Here is a 19,337-nt window from a genome sequence, read left to right as displayed (position 1 = left end):
GGGTGCGCCGACGCGTCAGTGGTCCGACTCGACGGTGACCTTCTCGTCGTTCTGGATCTGCTGCACCAGCTGCTTCACCTTCGGCATGTCCCACTTGAGGGAGTTCTGCGGCGCTCTGCCCGAGATCGGGATGTTCATGGACTTGCCGTCGCCGCTGTTGATGCCCTTCATGGCGAAGAACATCTTCCCGAGGTCGTACAGCGACATGTCCTCGTCCACGATCAGCGTGTCCAGACCGGCGCCCAGAGTCGGGTACAGCGCGAACGGGTTGAGGATGGTGCCCGGCGTCGCCGCCTGGTTGGCCAGGGCGGAGAGGAACTTCTGCTGGTTCTTCGTCCGCTGCAGGTCCGACTGCGCGAAGGCGTACCTGGTCCGGACGAAGGCCAGGGCCTGCTCGCCGTTGAGGGTCTGCGTGCCGGCCTGGAAGTCGGCGCCGGACTTCTTGTCCTTGAAGCCCTTGTCGATGTTCAGCTCGACCCCGCCGAGCGCGTCGACGATGTTCGCGAAGCCGGCGAAGCCGATCTCGGCGTAGTGGTCGATGCGCAGACCGGTGTTGAACTCGACGGTGCGGACGAGCAGCTCGGGGCCGTCCATCGCGTACGCGGCGTTCAGCTTGGAGCCGCCGCGCGCCGGGAACGTCTTGCCCGACTCGGAGCCCACGAAGCTGGGGATCGTCACCCAGGAGTCACGGGGGAGCGAGACCATCGTGTTCCCGCTGGAGCAGGCCGCGAGGATCATCATCGAGTCGGTCCGCTTGCCCTCGGCGGAACCCGTGTGCAGCTTCTTCTTCTCCTCGGCGGACATGCCCTCACGGCTGTCGGAACCGACGATCAGATACGTCGTGCAGTCGCCCTCGGCCGGCCGCTCGATGACCTTGGAGAGGTCGACCTCGTTGCGCATCTGCGAGCTGGCCCAGGCATAGGTGCCGATGCCCCACGCGGCGACGGCGACGACCAGGACGATCGAGCCGATCTTGATGCGCTTGCGCCAGTCCGGGGCGGGACGCCCGGGGCCGCCGGAGCCGGGACCCGGCGCGTACTGCGGCGGTACGGTGCCGCGTCCGCCGCCCTGGGGTCCGCCACCGCTCTGCTGGCCGCCGTAGACCTGGCCCGAGCTGTACCCGGAGTCGTAGCCCGCGCCCTGCGCCTGGGTGAAGTTCGGGTTGTAGCCCTGGTTGCCCTGGTTGTTCCGAGGCGGCTGCTGCGGAACCTGCGGACGCTGCACATGGCTCATCCGGCGAGGTCCCTCGGGCTGGGAGTTCGCGCTGCCACGGCCGTAGCCGCCGTCTTCGGGCCAGTCATTCATGCGGACCAGTGTGCCGGGCATGCCATTACGGGCGACAGGGCGGGTGGAACATCGGGCCGGTGCTGTTGCCAAGCTGATGCAAACCGGACCGAACGGCGACCGCCGCGGGACCCGGCATATGGTGGAGGGCATGACAGATCAGGGCGATATCCCGGGCAAGCCCACCTCCGCCTCCCGCACCACCCTCAGCCACATCATGACCAGCCACGACACCAACCTCCTGGGTACGGTGCACGGCGGCGTGATCATGAAGCTGGTGGACGACGCGGCGGGCGCCGTGGCGGGCCGGCACTCGGGCGGACCGGCGGTCACCGCCTCGATGGACGAGATGGTCTTCCTGGAGCCGGTCCGGGTCGGTGACCTGCTACACGTGAAGGCCCAGGTGAACTGGACGGGCCGGTCGTCCATGGAGGTCGGCGTACGGGTCCTGGCGGAGCGCTGGAACGAGTCCACGCCCGCCACCCAGGTCGGCTCCGCGTACCTGGTCTTCGCCGCGGTCGACGCGGACGGCAAGCCGCGCCCGGTCCCCCAGGTCGTCCCGGAGACGGAACAGGACAAGCGCCGCAACCAGGAGGCCCAGATCCGTCGCACCCACCGCCTGGCCCGCCGCCAGGCGATCAAGGAACTCCGCGAGCGCCGCGCGGCCGAGGGCTACGAGGACTGAGGAGCGGGCACGGTCAGCACGGCCGCGGACGCCGCCCTGCCGGCCTCCGCCGGCAAGGTCTCCGTCGTCACGGGCACACCACACGGTCGCCCGTCACCGCTTCGAACGGCCCGCCCCGTGCCGTCTCCTCGGCCCGCACGGCCGTCACCCCCTTGTAGTCGGCCCCCACGGTGACGCGCAGCGTCCCGCCCCGTCCCTTCACGGGCCGCAGCTCCGCCCCCGGCAGCGCCGCCGCGAGGGTCTTCGCCGAGCGGTCCCAGCGGGGGTCGTACTCCACGAGGGTCCGCGCCCGCTCCTTCCCGCTCCCGGTCACCGGCGTCCGGGTGGTGTCGAAGCCGGTCCCGCGCAGCGCGTCGTCGACCTTCCGGCCGAGCCCGTCCGTCCGGGTCCCGTTGTGGACCTGCACCCGCACGGTCCGCGGTGCCACATCAACGACCACGGCCTTGGGCGCCTTCGCCGAGGACGGGGAACCCGGCTTCGAGGCGGCCAGCGGCTCGTCCTCCCGCAGTGCCTGGAAGAGCCTCTGCGCCTTCTTGGCGTCCCACTTCACCGTCGACCCGATCCCCTTCACGGGGAAGCTCATGTCCCCGATCGGCACGGACACGAACTCCGAGGACGCCGGGGTGAAGCCCCGCATCGCCTTGGAGAGGGCGAGCAGCTGATCCGTGCCGAAGTCCTCGTCGGCCCGTACGGAGCTCAGCATCGTGGTGGCGACCTCACGGAACCGGACCGGGTTGAACAGCACCCCGCCGCTCGTGATCCGCTCGACGAGCGCCGCCAGGAACCGCTGCTGCCGCTGCATCCGCCCGATGTCCGCGGCCCCGTCGATGTGCCGGGAGCGCACGTACTGCAGTGCCTGCCCGCCGTCCAGCTCGTGGGTGCCGGCCGGCAGGTCGAGCCCGGTGTAGGAGTCCTTGACCGCCCGGGTCGTACAGATCTGCACGCCGCCGACCGCGTCCACCGTGCGCATGAAGCTGGTGAAGTCGACCTCCAGATAGTGGTCGATCTTGACGCCGGTCATCGACTCGACGGTCCGCACGGTCAGCGAGGGCCCGCCCTCCGCGTACGCCGCGTTCAGCTTCACCGGATGCGCGTGGTGCTTCCTGCCGGTGGTGAGATCGGTGTGCTCGGGCATCTCGGCGTACGAGTCACGGGGCAGGCTCACCACGCTCGCCCGCTCCCGGTCCTCCGAGATGTGGACGAGCATCACCGTGTCGGTGCAGTGGCAGGGCGCGCCGCCGAGCCGGTACTTCGCCTTCTCCTCGGGGGTGATCCGGTCCCGGCCGTCGGTGCCGACGACCAGGACGTTCATCCCGTTCCCGGCCTGCGGCCGGTTCTTCATGTCCTTGAAGGGGTCGACGCGGGTGATCCCGGTGTCGAGCCCGGTGACCAGCGCGTGCCCGATCCCGCCGGCCGCGAGCACCGTCACGGAGAGCGCCGTCGCCATCCGCATCCCCCACCGGGGGCGCCTCCGCCGCCGGCGGACCGGCGCGGAACGGGCGGCGGGCCGGGGACGGGGCGTGCGGGGCGGTGCGGGCACGGACGGACACCTCCGCGGGTGTGACAAAGGGAACCGTGAGCACCGTAGGCCCATACGATCAGCGCAAGGCGGCACCACCCGGGCGGCACGCCCGCTGTCCCCCGTTCGCGGTAACGTGGCGGGCGAATCCGCTGTCTTCCGGGGGGCGACCCCCGAACCCCCGAGGAACCATGCTGCCCCCCGTCTCCGTGATCATGCCGGTCCTCAACGAGGAGCGGTATCTGCGCACCTCGGTTCGTCACATCCTGGAGCAGGAGTACGACGGCGAGATGGAGGTGGTGATCGCGCTCGGGCCGTCCACGGACCGCACCGACGAGATCGCCGCCGAACTCGTCGCCGAGACCGCGTCCGACCCCCGTGCCCGCGTGACGACCGTCCCGAACCCCACGGGCCGCACGCCCGCCGCGCTCAACGCGGCGATCAAGGCCTCGCGTCACCCGATCGTGGTGCGGGTGGACGGTCACGGCATGCTCTCCCCGAACTACATCGCCACGGCCGTCCGGCTCCTGGAGGAGACCGGCGCGCAGAACGTCGGCGGTGTCATGCACGCCGAGGGTGAGAACGCCTGGGAGGACGCGGTCGCCGCCGCGATGACCTCGAAGATCGGCGTCGGCAACGCCGCCTTCCACACGGGCGGCGAGGCGGGCCCCGCCGAGACCGTCTACCTGGGGGTGTTCCGGCGCGAGGCGCTCGAACAGCAGGGCGGCTACAACGTGGAGTTCATCCGCGCCCAGGACTGGGAGCTGAACTTCCGCATCCGCGAGGCCGGCGGCCTGATCTGGTTCTCGCCGGAGCTGCGCGTCCAGTACCGTCCGCGGCCCAGCGTCCGCGCGCTCGCCAAGCAGTACAAGGACTACGGCCGCTGGCGTCACGTCGTGGCCCGCTACCACCAGGGCTCGATCAACCTGCGCTATCTGGCCCCGCCGACCGCCGTGTGCGCCATCGCCGCGGGCCTGGTCGTGGGCGCCGTCCTCACCCCGCTGGGCTTCGTGGTCCCGGCCGGCTACCTCGCCGCGATCACGGCCGGCTCGCTCCCCGCGGGCAAGGGCCTCTCGCTCAAGGCCCGCCTCCAGATCCCGGTGGCGCTCGCGACGATGCACATGTCGTGGGGGTACGGCTTCCTGACGAGCCCGCGGTCGCTGGCGAAGAAGGTCATCGCGAGCCGCCGCCCGGCGGTCCTGGCCGGCGAGTCCGAGACGGTCTGACGACTCCGTACGAGAACGGCGGCCGGGTCCCTCCTCGGGACCCGGCCGCCGTTCTCGTTCACGGAGCGGGGGTCAGCTCTTCCCGTCCCACTTGTAGACCGAGTAGACGTCCATGCAGGTCGCCTTGTCGTCGGCGCCCTCGGGCAGGTCGCCCGCGACGGTCGTCGGCTTCTTGTAGACGCTGCCCTCGCGCCAGTCCGCGCCGATGACGAGGGTGATGCCCTCGGCCTTGGCGTCGGCCCGGACCTTGGCGTCCGGCAGTCCGAGGACCTTCGCCACGGACAGGGCGTTCGCCCTGCCCTGGTCGCCGGCGTCCTTCGGGTACATGACGACGGTGTCGGCGCGGGGCTGCGGCTCCTTGGAGGAGTCGGCCTGGGTGAATCCCTTGCCCGTGAGGACCGCGACGATGTCCTTGGCGCGGCCCTCGACGGGCGCCTCGTCGGTGCCCGCGGTGCCGTTGGCGACGGTCACGGCGAAGGAGCCCGGCGTCTCGGCGGCCGTCTTCGGCTTCGCGGAGGCCGAGGGCTTCGGCTTGCTGCCGGCCTTGTCGCCGTTCTTGTCGAACGCGACGTCGTCACGGAGCATCGACCACATCTTGTCGGCGGAGGACCGGACGGGCAGGAGCCAGGCGTCGGGGTTCTGCGGGTAGGGCACGGTGGGGATGGTGGCCGTCGTCAGACGGTCGAGCTTGACGTTCTTCAGCTGCATCGACAGGTCGAAGAGCTTCTTCACCGACTTGAGCTCGTCGGAGACCTGCAGGGCGCTGGTGGCCGTCTCGGCGAGCCCCATCAGCTGGCCGGTGTCGCTCCAGGCGTTCTGCTGCTGGAGCTTCTTCATCATCCCGTTCATGTACATGTGCTGGGCCTTGGCACGGTTCTGGTCGCTGCCGAACGCGTGCCGGGTGCGCAGCCACTGGAGCGCCTGCTCACCCTGGACCTCGGTGGTGCCCTTCGGCAGCTTCAGACCGGAGCCGCCCTTCACACCCCTGGTCGACTTGTCGTACACGCCGGTCTTCACGCAGACCGGAACACCGCCGACCTCGTCCGCCATGGCCACCACACCCGCGAAGTCGACCATCAGCCAGTGGTCGATGTAGACCCCGGTGAGGCTCTCCCAGGTGGTGAGGGTGCAGCCGGGGCCGCCGCGCTGGAGCGACTCGTTGATGGGCCGGTTCTCGGTGGCCGCGTAGGACGTGCCGTCCTTCTCCTTGCATTCGGGGATGCGGACGACCGTGTCGCGCGGGACGGAGATGATCGAGGCGTTCTGCCGGTCCGCCGAGACGTGCAGCAGCATCTGCACATCGGCGAGCGGCTTGCGGTCCCTGTCGTTCCTGCCGCCGCCCAGGGCGATGTTCTTGTCGTCCTGGCGGCTGTCGGAGCCGATCAGCAGGATGTTCAGCGGGGTGTCGCCCAGCGCGTTCGGCGCGGCCTTCTTCACACCGCTCTCGCCGCCCGCGCGGCCACCGCCGCGGATGTTGCCGTTGAGGTGCTCGTAGTACAGGTATCCGGCGCCGGCCGTGCCGAGTATCAGTACCGCGAGCGTGATCGCGACCCAGCGCAGCGCCTTGCGTTTGCCGGCCTTCCTGGCACGCCGGCGCGAGCCGCCGCGACGGTGGCCCGACCGCCCGTCGCCGCCGCTCTCGGCACCGCCACCGCCTCCGGCGCCACGCCGGCGCTCGGCGCGGGTCGTCGTACCGGAGCCGGCGCCTTCGTCCGTCTCCTCGGGAGCGTCGTCCGGTCCGGCGCCGGTGGCCGCACCGGCGTCGTACAGCTCGTCGTCCCAGCCCAGTTCACGGGCGCGCGGAACGCGTCCACGCGTTCCCTCCCCACGCACGCTGTTCTGTCCCACCCCAGGTCCCCTCGTCAGTCAGGAGTGAGCCAAGTGCCGTTGTTTCCGGCCTACTTGGCGCACACCTGCTTGTCAGCTTGTACCTTCTCGACGTCCGGCGCCTTCACCGGACCGTTGATGGGCACCCCCGCGCCCTTGAAGTCGGCACCGAGGACGAGCGTCATGGGCTCGCGGTTCCCGGCGTCCTGCGTGCCCGGCTTGAGAGCCGTGGCGGCCAGCCCCATCATGTCCGCGAGCTTGCGGGCCTGATCGGCCTGGTTCGGTGCGTAGGTGAGCGTCGTCTTCGCCGCCTTGTCGGGGGCGTTGCTCTTGTTGGTGGAGCGGGTGACGCCCTCTTCGTTCTGCAGCCAGTTGATGGTCGACTGGGCCGCGCCCTGGATGCCGCTGCCGTTGAAGACGTCGACGCGTACGTCGACGGCCTCGGCGCGGGCGCCCTGGAGGAGCTTCGCCTGGGCCTGCGCCTGGGCGTTCTTGGCGTCCTGCTGCTTCTTCTTCACCTCGGTGAGCGAGGTGTCGGCCTGCATCGCGGCGAACAGCTGCGGCGCCTGCGTCGGGTGCGGCACCACGGTGATCGGCTTGGGCTCGTCCGGGTTGTCGATGACCGGGAGGGTCGCGAACGCGATGTTCTTCGTGTCGATCCCGGAGAGTTCCCCCGCCAGGTCCTGGAGCTTCCCGAGGGACCCTATGCCCTTGTCGACGGTGAGCGCGTCCGTCGCCGCCTGGGCGAGGTCGTACAGCTTCGTCGGGCTGGTGAGCGTCTCGTTCGACTTCATCTGCCGGATCATCGAACCGAGGAACTGCTGCTGGACCTTGATCCGGTCCAGGTCGCTCTTGTTGCCGAAGCTGGAGCGGGTACGGACGAAGGCGAGCGCCTTCTCGCCCTCGATGACCGACTCGCCGGCCGGCAGCTTCAGATGGGACTTGGGGTCGTCGACGGCCTTCTCGACGCAGACCTTCACGCCGCCGACGGCCGAGGTCAGCTCCTTGACGGCGTTGAAGTCGACCATCATGAAGTGGTCGACGGTCAGGCCGGTCAGTTCCTTGACCGTACGCATGGTGCAGCCGGGGTCGCGGCCGTCCTGGCCGAGGCTGACGTTGAAGCGGGCCTTCTGCTGGCCGGGGATCGTGAGGATCTGGCCGTCGGGCTGCCGCGTCTGGCACTCGGGGATCGTCGTCATCAGGTCGCGCGGGATGGAGAGCGCCGTGGCGTTCGTCCGGTCCTTGGAGACGTGGAAGAGGATCGTGGTGTCCGCGTGGCCGGGGCTGTTGTTGTCGCCGTAGCCCGAGTTGCCCTCACCGGTCCGCTTGTCGGTGCCGATGATGAGGACGTTGAAGGCCTCGCCCTTGCGGAAGCCCTTGCTCTGGACACCCACCGGGTCGACGACGTCGATGTTCCCGTCGAGCTGGTTGTAGAGCACGTACGCGCCGGTCGCGCCGCCGACGAGGACCAACGCCATCGTGCCGCCGGTCCACAGGAGGACCTTCTTCTTGCGGGACGCGCCCTGCTTGCGCTTGCGGCGGCTCGCGGGCGACTCGCCGCCCCGGCCGCCCTCCGGCTCGGAGACCCGCCGGCGGCGCTGACCGGGCACGGGCGCGTCGGTGGACGGGTCGGCGGAGGTGTCGCGCGACGCGGGAGCGGGAACGGTGGATCTACGGGTCCCGGACGGTGTCGACGGCTGCGACTGCCCAGCGGAGTGGTCCAGTCGCAGTTCGTAGTTGCCCGTCCGCGGGTTGAGCACCCACTGGTCGGCGGGGTCGATCTCGTCCGCCTGTCCACGGCTGTGCGCGTCCACGGTTACTCGAGTCCTCCGTCGGTGCCACGCGAGGCGCCTCCCCCACAGGGCGCCGCTCTCTCGGTCGTTCGATCCTTGGTGAGTGCGACCACGTGGTCGGGGTGCACCGGATCGCGTCACACTATCCGCCCAGTTCAGCGTGGGGCGACGCGCGTGACAAATTCCACGCCCCTTACAACCGGGCAATTTGCTCAAACCTCATCCCTCCCCACCCTCCCCTTGGTTCGCCCTTTACTCGCCGCCCCCGCGGCCCCCTCGGGGCGGTCGCGCTAGGAGCACACCCCTTCCGCGGCGTTGCGTCCCGTGAAGGTCGGCGTCACGGAGGGAGCGGGGGTGTCCGCGTCGTCGGGCTTCCCGTCCGTCCCGTTCCCGGGCGTTCCCGTCCCGTCCTTCTTCTCGTCGCCCGGCGTCACCACGACGGTCCGGTCCTCCCGTAGCTGCTTGAAGAGTTGACTCGCCGCCGGCTGCACCAGTTCGTCCCGGTTCGCGTTGTACGCGTAAGGGCGCCGGGGGACCGTGAGGAACTGCACCTTCTCCGTCGGGATGGCCCGCATCGAACGCGCCAGGTCGTACAGGTCCCGGAGCGAGTCGAGCCCCTGGTCCGTCGTGATCGCCTTGGTGGCCGCGTCCAGGACCGGATAGAGCTTCGTCGGGTTCAGCAGCACCCCGTCGCTCTGCACCTTGCTGACCAGGGCGCCGAGGAACTGCTGCTGGCGGTCCATCCGGTCGGTGTCGCTGCCGTTGCCGATCGACTTCCGGGCCCGTACGAAGCCGAGGGCCTGCTCCCCGTGGAGCGTCTGGCGCCCCGCGGGCAGCTTCAGCTTCGCGGCCGGGTCGTTCACCGGCTCCTTGAGGCAGACCTCCACGCCGTCGACGGCGTCCACCATCTTCTTGAAGCCCCGGAAGTCGATCACCATGTGGTGGTCCACCCGGATCCCGGTCAGCTTCTCGACGGTACGGATCGTGCACGCCGTACCGCCGAACTCGAAGGCCCAGTTGAACTGCGCGAACTGCTCGCGGGTCCGCGTCCCGTCCGCCTTGCGGCAGCTCGGGATCGTCACCATCAGGTCGCGGGGGAGCGAGACGGCCGTCGCGCTCTTCTTCCCCGCCGACAGGTGCAGCAGGATCGTGGTGTCCGAACGCTGGGTGCCCTCGTCCTTGCCGTACTTGCGGTTCCCCTCGCCCGACCGGGTGTCCGAGCCGATGAGCAGGATGTTCCGGGCGGCCGAGACGACGGCCGCCGGGCGCTCCTTCTCGTACCTCCGGAGCTCGGCGGCGGCGGTGGTGTCCGTGGTGATGTTGCCGTCGAGCTTGCGGTAGAACCACCAGCCGACCCCGGCCGCGGCCAGCACCACGAGCGAGACGCCGAGTGCCGTCCACCGCAGCCAGTGGCGTCGGCGGCGCGGCTCCCGCGGAGCCCCGGCAGCCGTGCCCTCCGTGGCCGTGTCCCCCGTCGCCGGGGGATCCGGTTCGGCGGGCGTACCCGAACGGTCCGTCACGTCTGAGTCCGTCCTTCATGGCGTCGGCGGCGCGCCGGGCGGCCGCCGGTCGTAGAAGGAGACGGCCGAACCCCACGCATGGTTGTGCGGAAGGAGTCGACTCCCCCCGCCGATCATGTACCGGACGGGGCGCGGTGACGCGTGGACTCGGCGCGGTGCTACGCCGAATGGCTGTTCATCGGGACGGAGGGCCGGGGCCGGAGGGCTCAGACGCCGGTGACCGTCACCCGCTCGCTCTCCACGCGCTTGGCCAGCGACTCGGGCGACAGCCGGTCCAGGTTCCGGCAGAGGACCACGGAGCCGCCCGCCGCGAGCGGCGCGTACAGGCCCGTCGAGAGCCCCTTCCAGTCCTCGTAACCGAGCCCGGAGAGCAGCCGGGCACCCGGGGCGAGACCGAGGGCCGCCGCATCCGCGCGGGCCTCCTCGACCAGCTGCGCGCCGGAGCGCTCGCCACCGTCGACGACGAGCGCGGGTGCACCCGGATCGACCGGCACGAACGGGGCGAACCGGTCGCCCTGGCTCGGCACCTCCACCGCGTAGTCCGCGTACCCGGCGGGCACGGCGGGGAAGCGACGGCCCAGCGGGGCGAGGGAGAGCGCGATCCGCTCCCCGGAACAGGCGAGACCCGCCTCCAGCGTGTCGGGACCCGCGACCACCAGGTCCGCGCCGGCGGGGTCGCCGCCCACCTCCACGGTCACCCCGACGGACGAGCAGGCGAGCAGCCAGACGGCCGTCTGCCAGTGCGCGGGCAGTAGCAGCGCGAGCCGGTCGCCGGGCTCGGCGGACAGCTCGCCCTGGAGCAGGTTCGCCGTCTTGGCCACCCAATTGGCGAAGGTGGCGACGGACAATTCCACCCGCTCACCGGTGGCGTCGTCGTAGAAGGTGACCAAGGGGCGGGCGGGGTCCGCGGCGAGCGCGGATCGCAGCAGGTCGGCGGGGGTGCGGTCGCTGGCGTTCACGCCGGACAGCGTACGCGCGCCGCCGCGCCGGGGTCCGCCGTACCGGTGACGCCGTCCACCGGTCGGCCCGACGGGGCGGCGGTTTCCGGGCGGAATCCCGACGCGCGGAACGGCCCCGGGGTACGCACGATCGGCCCATGCGTGCCTCACTCGCCTCCTCGATCGCCGTGACCTGCGCGACGGTCCTCGCCCTGCCGGTCTCTCTCGCCGCACCCGCGGCGGCCGCGGTGCCGTCGGCGCTCGGGCTGCCACCGACGGTCTCCGCACAACCACCCGCGCCCGAAGTGCCCGGCGCCACCCAGTCCCTGCCACTGGAGCCACTGGGCGCCGGCGACCGGGCCGTGGGCGGCGGGACGGACGACGCCGACGCCCAGGGACTCACCCGACGCGACGTCAGGCCCTTCTCCCTCGTCGGTGTCGTGTGGGACGACCCGTCGGCCGCCCTGCACGGCGTCGTGCAGGTCCGCACCCGGGCCACCGGGGGCGGCGCCTGGTCGGAGTGGCAGGACGTGGAGACCCACAACGACGAACACGGCGCCGACCCGGACACCGCCGAAGGTCACGGGCGGGCGCTCAAGGGGTCCACGGCCCCGCTGTGGGTCGGCGACTCGGACGGCGTGGAGATCCGGGTCCGTGGGGACGAGCCGCTCCCCGATGGCCTGCGGCTGGAACTGGTCGACCCGGGCGAGGTCCCGGGCGGCACCCCGGAAGAAGTCCCGGGCGGGACCCCGGATGAGGTCCGGGGACAGGTTCGGGAGGAGGCCGCGGGCCAGGTGTCGCCGGCCGCGTGGTCCCGCGCGACGGCGGGCCCGCTCGCGCCGGCCGGCCTGAGCGCGGCGGAGGCGGCGGTGAGCGGCGTGAACGCCCAGCTGGCCCCGTACGGCGCGGCCTGGATCCCGGCCCTGTCGAAGGCGGCCACGGAGCTGACGCTTCCGTACCTGCCGAAGGCGCCCGCAGTGGCGATGGCCCCGCCGGCCGCCGCCCCCGTCGCCCCGGACGCGCCGCGGGCCCCCGCCGAGGCCCAGGCCCCCGGGCAGATGGCCGCCGCGAAGCCGTACATCGGCCCCCAGCCCAAGATCATCACCCGTAAGGGCTGGGGCGCGGACGAGCGCATCCGCGAGAAGGGCTTCGTCTACACCAAGACCATCAAGGCCGCCTTCGTGCACCACAGCGCCACCGGCAACAACTACACCTGCGCCCAGGCGCCCTCCGTTCTGCGCAGTATCTACCGCTACCACGTCCAGAGCAGTGGATGGCGAGACTTCGGCTACAACTTCGCCGTCGACAAGTGCGGAAACATCTACGAAGGCCGGGCCGGGGGAGTGGCCAAGCCGGTCCTCGGCGCGCACACCCTCGGGTTCAACACCAACAGCATGGGCATCGCCGTTCTCGGCACCTTCACCAAGAGCGCCCCGCCGGCCGCCGTGGTGACCGCCGTCGCCCGTCTGACGGCTTGGAAACTCGGGCTCCACGGGGTCAATCCGAAGGCTGCGGCCTACCTCGTCTCCGGTGGCGGAAACCTGTACAAGAAGGGCAGCACGGTCAAGTTCAACGCCATCGCGGGACACCGTGACGGGTTCGCGACGGAGTGCCCCGGAGCACGGCTCTACAGCAAGCTCGGAACGGCCCGCACGAGCTCGGCGAAGTACCAGGGGAGGAGCTGATGGGGTCATCGGGGCAACCATCTGCCTAAACTGACCGGTCATATCGCACGGACGACCGAGACGGGCGAGCCGACCGGCCCCGAACAGGAAGCAGAGACGACAAGGTGACAGAAGCGATCCTCCTGGTCGGTGGCAAGGGAACAAGGCTGCGACCTCTCACGGTCAACACGCCCAAGCCCATGGTTCCGGCGGCGGGCGTCCCGTTCCTGACGCACCAGCTGGCCCGCGCCCGCGCCGCCGGCGTCGAGCACATCGTGCTCGCCACCTCCTACCTGGCCGAGGTCTTCGAGCCGCACTTCGGCGACGGCTCCGCACTGGGCCTCAGCCTGGAGTACGTCACCGAGGAGGAGCCCCTGGGCACCGGCGGCGCGATACGCAACGTCGCCTCGCGACTGCACTCGGGCCCCGACGACCCGGTCCTCATCTTCAACGGGGACATCCTGACGGGCCTCGACATCCAGGCCCTCGTCGCCACCCACTCCTCCTCGGGAGCGGACGTCTCGCTCCACCTCACCCGCGTCGAGGACCCGCGGGCCTTCGGTCTCGTCCCCACGGACTCCACCGGCCGCGTCACGGCCTTCCTGGAGAAGCCGCAGACGCCCGAGGAGATCGTCACCGACCAGATCAACGCGGGCGCGTACGTGTTCCGGCGCTCGGTCATCGACAGGATCCCCGCCGGCCGCCCCGTCTCGGTCGAACGGGAGACCTTCCCGGAACTGCTCGCCTCCGGAGCCCACCTCCAGGGCATGGTCGACTCCACCTACTGGCTGGACCTCGGCACCCCGCAGGCCTTCGTCCGCGGCTCCGCCGACCTGGTCCTGGGCCGCGCGCCCTCCCCGGCCGTCCCGGGCCGCTGCGGCGACCGCCTGGTCCTCCCCTCGGCCCGCGTCGCCCCGGACGCCAAGCTGACCGGCGGCACCGTCGTCGGCGCCGACGCGGTCGTCGGCGAGGGCGCCCGCATAGCGGGCTCCACGCTGCTGGCCGGCGCGGTCGTCGAACCGGGCGCGGTGATCACCGACTCCCTGATCGGCGCGGGCGCCCGCATCGGCGCGCGCACGGTCCTGGCGGGCGCGGTGATCGGCGACGGGGCGCAGGTGGGCCCGGACAACGAACTCCGCGACGGGACAAGAGTCTGGTGCGACGCCACCCTCCCCGCCGCCACGATCCGCTTCTCGTCGGACCAGTAGCCCACCGCACGGCGGGCGCCCCCGCCGCGCCCCGGCCCGCACCCGTCGTGCACCACGCGACCGGGTGCGGGTTCGCCGGGGGCGGAGGCACGGCACGTGCCCACCAGGCCGCGCGGCCAGCAGGCCGGCGACGACGAGGGCGCGGCGGCCCCCCCTGCCCAACGAGCGGCCCCGCCCCACCCCCACCCGCCGGGCTACGCTCGTACCCATGGCCGGCCGCTTCAGACCCCCCGCTCCCACCACGCGCACCACGATCCGCGGCGGCCACACCCCCGTACCCACGCCCGCCGACGCCCCCCTCGATCTCGGCCTCACCCTCGGGCCGCTCCGCCGCGGCCCCGCCGATCCCACCTTCCGGGTGACCCCCGACGGCTCCGTCTGGCGGGCGAGCCGGACCCCCGACGGCCCCGGCACGATCCGGGTGGCACCCGGTGACGGGGAGATCGGGGCCGAGGCCTGGGGCCCGGGCGCGACCTGGCTCCTGGACAACGCCCCCGCGCTGCTGGGCGCCGATGACGACCCCGCCGCCTTCGTCCCCCGCCACAAGCTGCTCCTGGCGACCCACCGCCGCCGCCCCGGTCTCCGCCTGACCCGTACCGGCCTGGTCCTGGAGTCGCTGATCCCGACGATCCTGGAGCAGAAGGTCACGACGACGGAGGCGTACGGAGCCTGGCGGCACCTCGTACGGAAGTACGGCGAGCCCGCGCCGGGCCCGGCGGTCCCCGAGGGCATGTACGTGATGCCGGACGCGCGGACGTGGACGCAGATCCCGTCGTGGGAGTGGCACCGCGCGAACGTCGACGGCAAGCGCTCGGCGACGATCGTCCGCGCGGCCAGGGTCGCGGCCCGCCTGGAGGAGGCCGTCCTCATGGACCCGCCCGCGGCCCGCGCGCGCCTGGAGCTGATCCCCGGCATCGGACCGTGGACGAGCGCGGAGACGATCCAGCGCAGCAACGGCGCCCCGGACGAGGTCACCACCGGCGACCTCCACCTCCCCGGCATCGTCGGCTGGGCCCTGGCCGGCGACCGTACGACCGACGACGAGGCGATGCTCGACCTGCTGGCCCCGTACGCGGGCCAACGCCACCGGGCGGCCCGCCTGATCCTCCTCAGCGGCCGGGTCCCACCCCGCCGGGCGCCCCGGATGACGCCGGGAGACATCACGCGGATCTAGGGCCTGTCCGTGCCCTACTCGGATTCCGGATGCATCTGCACCCACCGACCGCCGACGGACTTCATCTCGACGCCGTAGTACGGCTGAGGCCCGGCGGGGGCGGCGGCGCGGACACCCGAGGAGGGCGTACGCCCCTGACCGCGCCCGGCCTCCCGGGAGCCGCCCGCCCTAGGCGCCGGAACATCCTTCGCGGGCTTCGCGGGCTTCGCCCCACGGCCACCGCCCACCGCACCGGCCTTCCCACGGCCCTGTTCCGCCGCCTTCCGCGCGTCCCGCCTGCGCAGTTCGTCGATGCGGCGGAGCATCTCGGCCCGGTTCATCGGTTTCGGCGGCTTCGGCTTCCGGGCGGCGGCCGCGGCCGCCGCCTCGGCCGCGACCCGGACGGGCACGCCCGTCACCGGCCGACAGGCGCGGTGCGCCGGCCGGTTGTCACGGACGAGGACGAGCTTCTTCGGGCTGACCGGCATCGCGCAGACGACGCACCGCCTCAGCCCCGCAGCACTGGATGTGGACACGGCCCCCCTTGTCGCACGCGGCAGGAGGCGAGGGTAGCGACCCGACCCGTCTCGGGTCAGGTCCTTTCCGCACTCCGGAGGGACGGGCCTACCGCACCTCGACGAACCCCGAAGCCGTCCGCGCCGCCCGTTCCTTCGGCGCCCCCGCCGCCCGTCCGATGGCCACCGCGCCCAGCGGGTCCCAGTCGGCCGGCAGATCGAGGACCTCCCGTACGACGTCCCGGCAGAACATCGTCGAGGACACCCACGCCGAGCCCAGCCGCTCACCGGCCAGCGCCACCAGGAAGTTCTGGACGCCCGCACCCGCCGCCACCACGAACATCTCGCGCTCGGCCGTGTCACGGCGCGGGTCGCCGTAGTGGTGGGAGCCGTCCATGACGAGGCAGGGCACCGCCAGGTACGGGGCGTTGCGCAGGACGTCCCCGCGCCGGACCCGCTTGGCGACGGACTCCTCGGACCGCCCGTCCCGCCGCAGGTCCGCGATCCACGCGTCCCGCATCGCGTCGAGCAGCCGTGTCCGCGACTCCGCCGACTCCAGGAGCACGAACCGCCAGGGCGTCGTGTGGTGCGGGGCCGGCGCCGTCAGGGCCGCCGCGACCGCGCGCCGTACCGCCCCCGGGTCGACCGGCTCGTCGGTGAACTCCCGTACGGTCCGCCGCAGCGTCAGCGCCTCCCGTACGGCCTCCGACGTGCCCAGCCGGAACATGTCGTCGGCGGCGTCGCGCACCAGTGCCCGCGCCCCCGGCTCCTCGTCCCCGCCCACCACGTGCGGAAGGCCCCGGACGACGGCGACCGGCAGACCGGCCGCCTTGCCCTTCACCAGGTCGCCCGCGGCTGCGAGTTCGTCCGCCGTGGCGACCACCGTCGCGCTCAGCGGATTGCCGAACGCGTCGGTCCCGCCGCGCAGGTCGTCGAGCACCCGCACCCCGGCCGCGCCGATCGCCACGTCGGTGAGTCCGCCGCGCCAGGGCCGCCCGAAGGTGTCGGTGACGACGACGCCCACGTCGACGCCGAGTGCGTCACGCAGGCCCGAACGGATGCGCCGTGCCGAGGCGTCGGGGTCCTCGGGCAGCAACAGCACGGTCCCGGAGGGGGTGTTGGACGCGTCGACCCCGGCGGCGGCCATGACGAGCCCCTGCCGGTTCTCGACGATCCGCAGGGTGCCGCGCCGCGCCACCACCCGTACCGTCTCGGCGTCGATGGCCTCCTCGCGGTCGTCGGCGGCGATCACCCGCCCCTCGGCCTTGCTCACGATCTTGGAGGTGACGAGGAGGACGTCCCCGTCGGCGAGTTCCGGCGAGACGGAGGCGATCAGCTTGGCCAGGTCGTCCCCGGCCGTCACCTCGGGCAGGCCGGGCAGCGCCCAGACGCGGTACGAGGGAGCCGCCCCGGCTGTCCCTACAGCCCCGGATGCCCCCACAGTCACATCAGTCACCGCGTCAGCCACCGCAGTTCCTCCGCGAGCGCCAAGGCCGCCCGTGCCATCGCGGCCGTCGCCTCGACATCGGTCATCATCAGCGGGACCGCCCGGCAGCGGATGCCCACCGCCTCGACGTCCGCGACCGCGCCCGCGTCGACGGTGTCGACGAGCCAGCCGCCGAGGAGTTCGGAGCCGTAGTTCCCGGCGACCGCCGCCGCCGTCGACTCCACGCCGACCGCCGCGAGCACCTTGTCGGCCATCCCGCGCACGGGCGCGTCACCGACGATGGGGGAGAGGCCCACGACGGGCGCCCCGGCCGCGACGATCGCCTCCCGGATCCCGGGCACGGCCAGGATCGTCCCGACGCTCACCACGGGGTTGGACGGCGGGAAGAGGATGACGTCCGCCTCGGCGATGGCTTCGAGGACGCCCGGCGCGGGCTTCGCCGCCTCCGCGCCGACCGGCACGATCGCCTTCGCCTCGACGGAGGCGCGCAGCTTCACCCAGTACTCCTGGAAGTGGACCGCGCGCTGCTCGCCGTCGACCTCGATCGCCACATGCGTCTCGACGCGGTCGTCGGACATGGGGAGGAGGCGTACGCCCGGCTGCCAGCGGGCGCAGAGCGCCTCGGTGACGGCGCTCAGCGGGTAGCCCGCTCCGAGCATCTGCGTACGGACGATATGGGTCGCGAAGTCCCGGTCGCCGAGGCCGAACCACTCGGGTCCGACGCCGTACGCCGCGAGCTCCTCCTTGACCGTGAAGGACTCGTCCGTACGTCCCCAGCCCTGTTCCTCGTTGATGCCACCGCCGAGGGTGTACATCACCGTGTCCAGGTCGGGGCAGACCTTCAGCCCGAAGAGATGGATGTCGTCACCGGTGTTGCCGACGACCGTGATCTCCGCGTCCGGCGCGGCCTGCTTGAGGCCGCGAAGGAAACGGGCACCACCGATACCGCCGGCCAGAACCACAATGCGCATGCGCAGCAGTCTGTCAGGCGACGACGGCACCCGGGGCGAGAGGGGCGGGGACGGGGGCGCACTGCGCCTGGAGCGACTCGTGCATCGGCATCTCGGTGAGGCCGGGGAAGTAGACGTGCAGGCTGACGGCCGGTTCGAGGGAGTCGTTGACGACCTCGTGGACGTACCCCGGCGCGAACACCCGCTCCGAGCCCGGCGCGAGCACCCGCGTGCCCCGCTCCGTACGCTCCGTCAGTTCGCCCTCCAGGACGGTCAGTACGCCGGAGGAGACGCCGTGGTCGTGGAGCCCGCTGCCCTGACCGGGCACCCAGGAGAGCAGCCACACCTCGTAGCCGGGGCCGGTGCGCAGCCGGTGGTACCAGCGGGTCGTGGCGTCGTACTCGACGTACGGGGCCCACTGGGCGCGGTCGTCGGCGATCGAGCGTGCCAGTCCGGCGAACTCGGCCACCGTCTCGGGGTGGACGCGCTCGGGCTGGAGGAGGTGCGGGACCTCGAGGATGTCGCCGGCGATCTGAAGGTCGCTGTCCATGTTCATGGGTGGGGAGGTTCCTCAGCAGAAACAGAAGCGGTGGGGGTCACGGAGAAGAGGTGACGCGAGTGACGCAGGGTGACGCTGGGGGAGAAAGCTGGAGCTCTACGGCATCAACAGCTGGGACAGCAACAGCAACAGCGCGCCTGGACAGCGCTGCGGAACCCACGGCGGTGGGTCGCGGAGAGCGCTGCGGTCGCTGGCATGCCACCAAAGGTGGCCGGAACGGTACCCGACTGTCAACTCAATGCCCGATTTGGGGGTAATGTTTCACCTCATCCGGTTACAGTGCGCGGAGAAAGGTTTGTTCAGCCGCGGACCAGGACAGATGGCGCTTCAAGCGTGCCCGTAAACATGGCGGCACCCGCGTGAGCGACCACGCTCGGTCACCACGCGGTCCCCGGCTGGTCCGTGATCGGACTGTGATCCGGATCGCTTCCATGGCTGGATCGCAACAAGATCCAAGTCTCGGACGTCCTCCCCTGAGAGGGCTGCGCGCGGCGCATCCAGGCCGGTGGCATGTGTCTCGGTTTTTGGTGATTTGAACACTTTCCGCATAGGCTTGGTTCCGCAGAGTGAATACGAGGCCCAATAGCAGATCTCGGCTTGACTCGCGCAGAGCACGAACTTGTAATTTCACTCGTGTCGTTCGGCCGGGTTCGCAACGGCAAGACCACGGGGACGCACAGAACAGACGAGGGGCGCACATGACCGAGTTGTTCCAGGAACTGCTGGTCGAGGACGCGGACGAAGAACTCGGCTGGCAGGAGCGCGCGCTGTGCGCCCAGACCGATCCCGAGTCCTTCTTCCCCGAGAAGGGCGGCTCGACCCGAGAGGCCAAGAAGGTCTGCCTCGCCTGCGAGGTCCGTTCCGAATGCCTCGAATACGCCTTGCAGAACGACGAGCGGTTCGGCATCTGGGGCGGCCTCTCCGAGCGCGAGCGACGCCGCCTGAAGAAGGCAGCGGTCTGAGCCGCCGCTCGCACCGCGCGGAGCCTGCCGGGCCCCGCGCGAAGCCTGCCCGGCCCCGCGCGCCACGGCGCGTACACCAGGACGCAC

At 71.6% G+C, this 19,337-nt stretch carries 16 protein-coding genes; 6 read left to right on the top strand and 10 right to left on the bottom strand.

The window, feature by feature from the left end; genetic code table 11:
* Positions 1 to 15: 15 nt before the first annotated feature.
* A complete protein-coding gene (locus tag OG392_RS14735) occupies positions 16 to 1,305 on the bottom strand; it encodes an LCP family protein (protein ID WP_329279434.1) in 1,290 nt (429 codons plus the stop codon).
* Between the two features lie 130 nt (positions 1,306 to 1,435).
* On the opposite strand from OG392_RS14735, the gene OG392_RS14730 reads away from it, so the two are divergent.
* Positions 1,436 to 1,969 (top strand): acyl-CoA thioesterase, encoded by a 534-nt coding sequence (locus OG392_RS14730; RefSeq protein WP_030326880.1) that lies wholly within the window; start codon positions 1,436 to 1,438, stop codon positions 1,967 to 1,969.
* A gap of 67 nt (positions 1,970 to 2,036) precedes the next feature.
* Here the strand turns inward: OG392_RS14730 and OG392_RS14725 are convergent, their stop codons facing one another.
* The gene (locus tag OG392_RS14725) at positions 2,037 to 3,563 is read right to left on the bottom strand and encodes an LCP family protein (RefSeq protein ID WP_443054779.1); all 1,527 of its coding nucleotides are present in this window, start codon (positions 3,561 to 3,563) and stop codon (positions 2,037 to 2,039) included.
* A gap of 116 nt (positions 3,564 to 3,679) precedes the next feature.
* On the opposite strand from OG392_RS14725, the gene OG392_RS14720 reads away from it, so the two are divergent.
* Positions 3,680 to 4,714 (top strand): glycosyltransferase family 2 protein, encoded by a 1,035-nt coding sequence (locus OG392_RS14720; protein ID WP_329279429.1) that lies wholly within the window; start codon positions 3,680 to 3,682, stop codon positions 4,712 to 4,714.
* A gap of 72 nt (positions 4,715 to 4,786) precedes the next feature.
* Here OG392_RS14720 and OG392_RS14715 read toward each other — a convergent pair whose 3' ends face one another.
* From OG392_RS14715 to OG392_RS14700, 4 genes are all read right to left on the bottom strand, one after another.
* A complete protein-coding gene (locus OG392_RS14715) occupies positions 4,787 to 6,562 on the bottom strand; it encodes an LCP family protein (protein WP_329279428.1) in 1,776 nt (591 codons plus the stop codon).
* A gap of 50 nt (positions 6,563 to 6,612) precedes the next feature.
* Complete coding sequence (locus tag OG392_RS14710; protein ID WP_329279426.1) at positions 6,613 to 8,355, bottom strand: LCP family protein; 1,743 nt, start codon at positions 8,353 to 8,355, stop codon at positions 6,613 to 6,615.
* A 269-nt stretch (positions 8,356 to 8,624) separates the two neighbouring features.
* A complete protein-coding gene (locus tag OG392_RS14705; protein WP_329279424.1) occupies positions 8,625 to 9,854 on the bottom strand; it encodes an LCP family protein in 1,230 nt (409 codons plus the stop codon).
* Between the two features lie 206 nt (positions 9,855 to 10,060).
* Complete coding sequence (locus tag OG392_RS14700; RefSeq protein WP_329279422.1) at positions 10,061 to 10,813, bottom strand: TIGR03089 family protein; 753 nt, start codon at positions 10,811 to 10,813, stop codon at positions 10,061 to 10,063.
* Between the two features lie 137 nt (positions 10,814 to 10,950).
* Here OG392_RS14700 and OG392_RS14695 point away from each other — a divergent pair, with 137 nt between their 5' ends.
* From OG392_RS14695 to OG392_RS14685, 3 genes are all read left to right on the top strand, one after another.
* Entirely contained in the window at positions 10,951 to 12,477 is a 1,527-nt protein-coding gene (locus OG392_RS14695) for a peptidoglycan recognition protein family protein (protein WP_329279420.1), read from the top strand.
* Positions 12,478 to 12,581: 104 nt separating this feature from the next.
* The gene (locus OG392_RS14690) at positions 12,582 to 13,664 is read left to right on the top strand and encodes an NDP-sugar synthase (protein WP_329279418.1); all 1,083 of its coding nucleotides are present in this window, start codon (positions 12,582 to 12,584) and stop codon (positions 13,662 to 13,664) included.
* Between the two features lie 208 nt (positions 13,665 to 13,872).
* On the top strand, positions 13,873 to 14,838 hold the full coding sequence (locus tag OG392_RS14685; protein ID WP_329279415.1) for a DNA-3-methyladenine glycosylase family protein: 966 nt from the start codon (positions 13,873 to 13,875) through the stop codon (positions 14,836 to 14,838).
* A gap of 14 nt (positions 14,839 to 14,852) precedes the next feature.
* On the opposite strand, the gene OG392_RS14680 is transcribed toward OG392_RS14685, so the two are convergent.
* The 4 genes from OG392_RS14680 to OG392_RS14665 all read right to left on the bottom strand — a co-directional run bounded on the left by OG392_RS14680 (position 14,853) and on the right by OG392_RS14665 (position 18,285).
* Positions 14,853 to 15,353: a hypothetical protein gene (locus OG392_RS14680; protein ID WP_329279413.1), complete on the bottom strand. Its 501-nt coding sequence runs from the start codon at positions 15,351 to 15,353 to the stop codon at positions 14,853 to 14,855.
* Between the two features lie 88 nt (positions 15,354 to 15,441).
* Complete coding sequence (locus OG392_RS14675; protein WP_443054778.1) at positions 15,442 to 16,788, bottom strand: coenzyme F420-0:L-glutamate ligase; 1,347 nt, start codon at positions 16,786 to 16,788, stop codon at positions 15,442 to 15,444.
* Positions 16,785 to 17,750: a 2-phospho-L-lactate transferase gene (gene cofD, locus OG392_RS14670; RefSeq protein WP_329279411.1), complete on the bottom strand. Its 966-nt coding sequence runs from the start codon at positions 17,748 to 17,750 to the stop codon at positions 16,785 to 16,787. Before cofD ends, OG392_RS14675 begins: the two co-directional genes overlap by 4 nt.
* 13 nt (positions 17,751 to 17,763) lie before the next feature.
* Positions 17,764 to 18,285 carry a cysteine dioxygenase gene (locus OG392_RS14665; protein ID WP_329279409.1) on the bottom strand — a complete coding sequence of 174 codons (522 nt, stop codon included), beginning with the start codon at positions 18,283 to 18,285 and terminating at the stop codon, positions 17,764 to 17,766.
* A gap of 701 nt (positions 18,286 to 18,986) precedes the next feature.
* Here OG392_RS14665 and OG392_RS14660 point away from each other — a divergent pair.
* Complete coding sequence (locus OG392_RS14660) at positions 18,987 to 19,250, top strand: WhiB family transcriptional regulator (protein WP_015033978.1); 264 nt, start codon at positions 18,987 to 18,989, stop codon at positions 19,248 to 19,250.
* Positions 19,251 to 19,337 lie beyond the last annotated feature (87 nt).

It is taken from the genome of Streptomyces sp. NBC_00691, assembly GCF_036226665.1.
Taxonomy (GTDB): domain Bacteria; phylum Actinomycetota; class Actinomycetes; order Streptomycetales; family Streptomycetaceae; genus Streptomyces.
The sequence above is the reverse complement of the archived record's forward strand: the minus strand, read 5'-3'. Positions and strand labels throughout refer to the sequence as shown.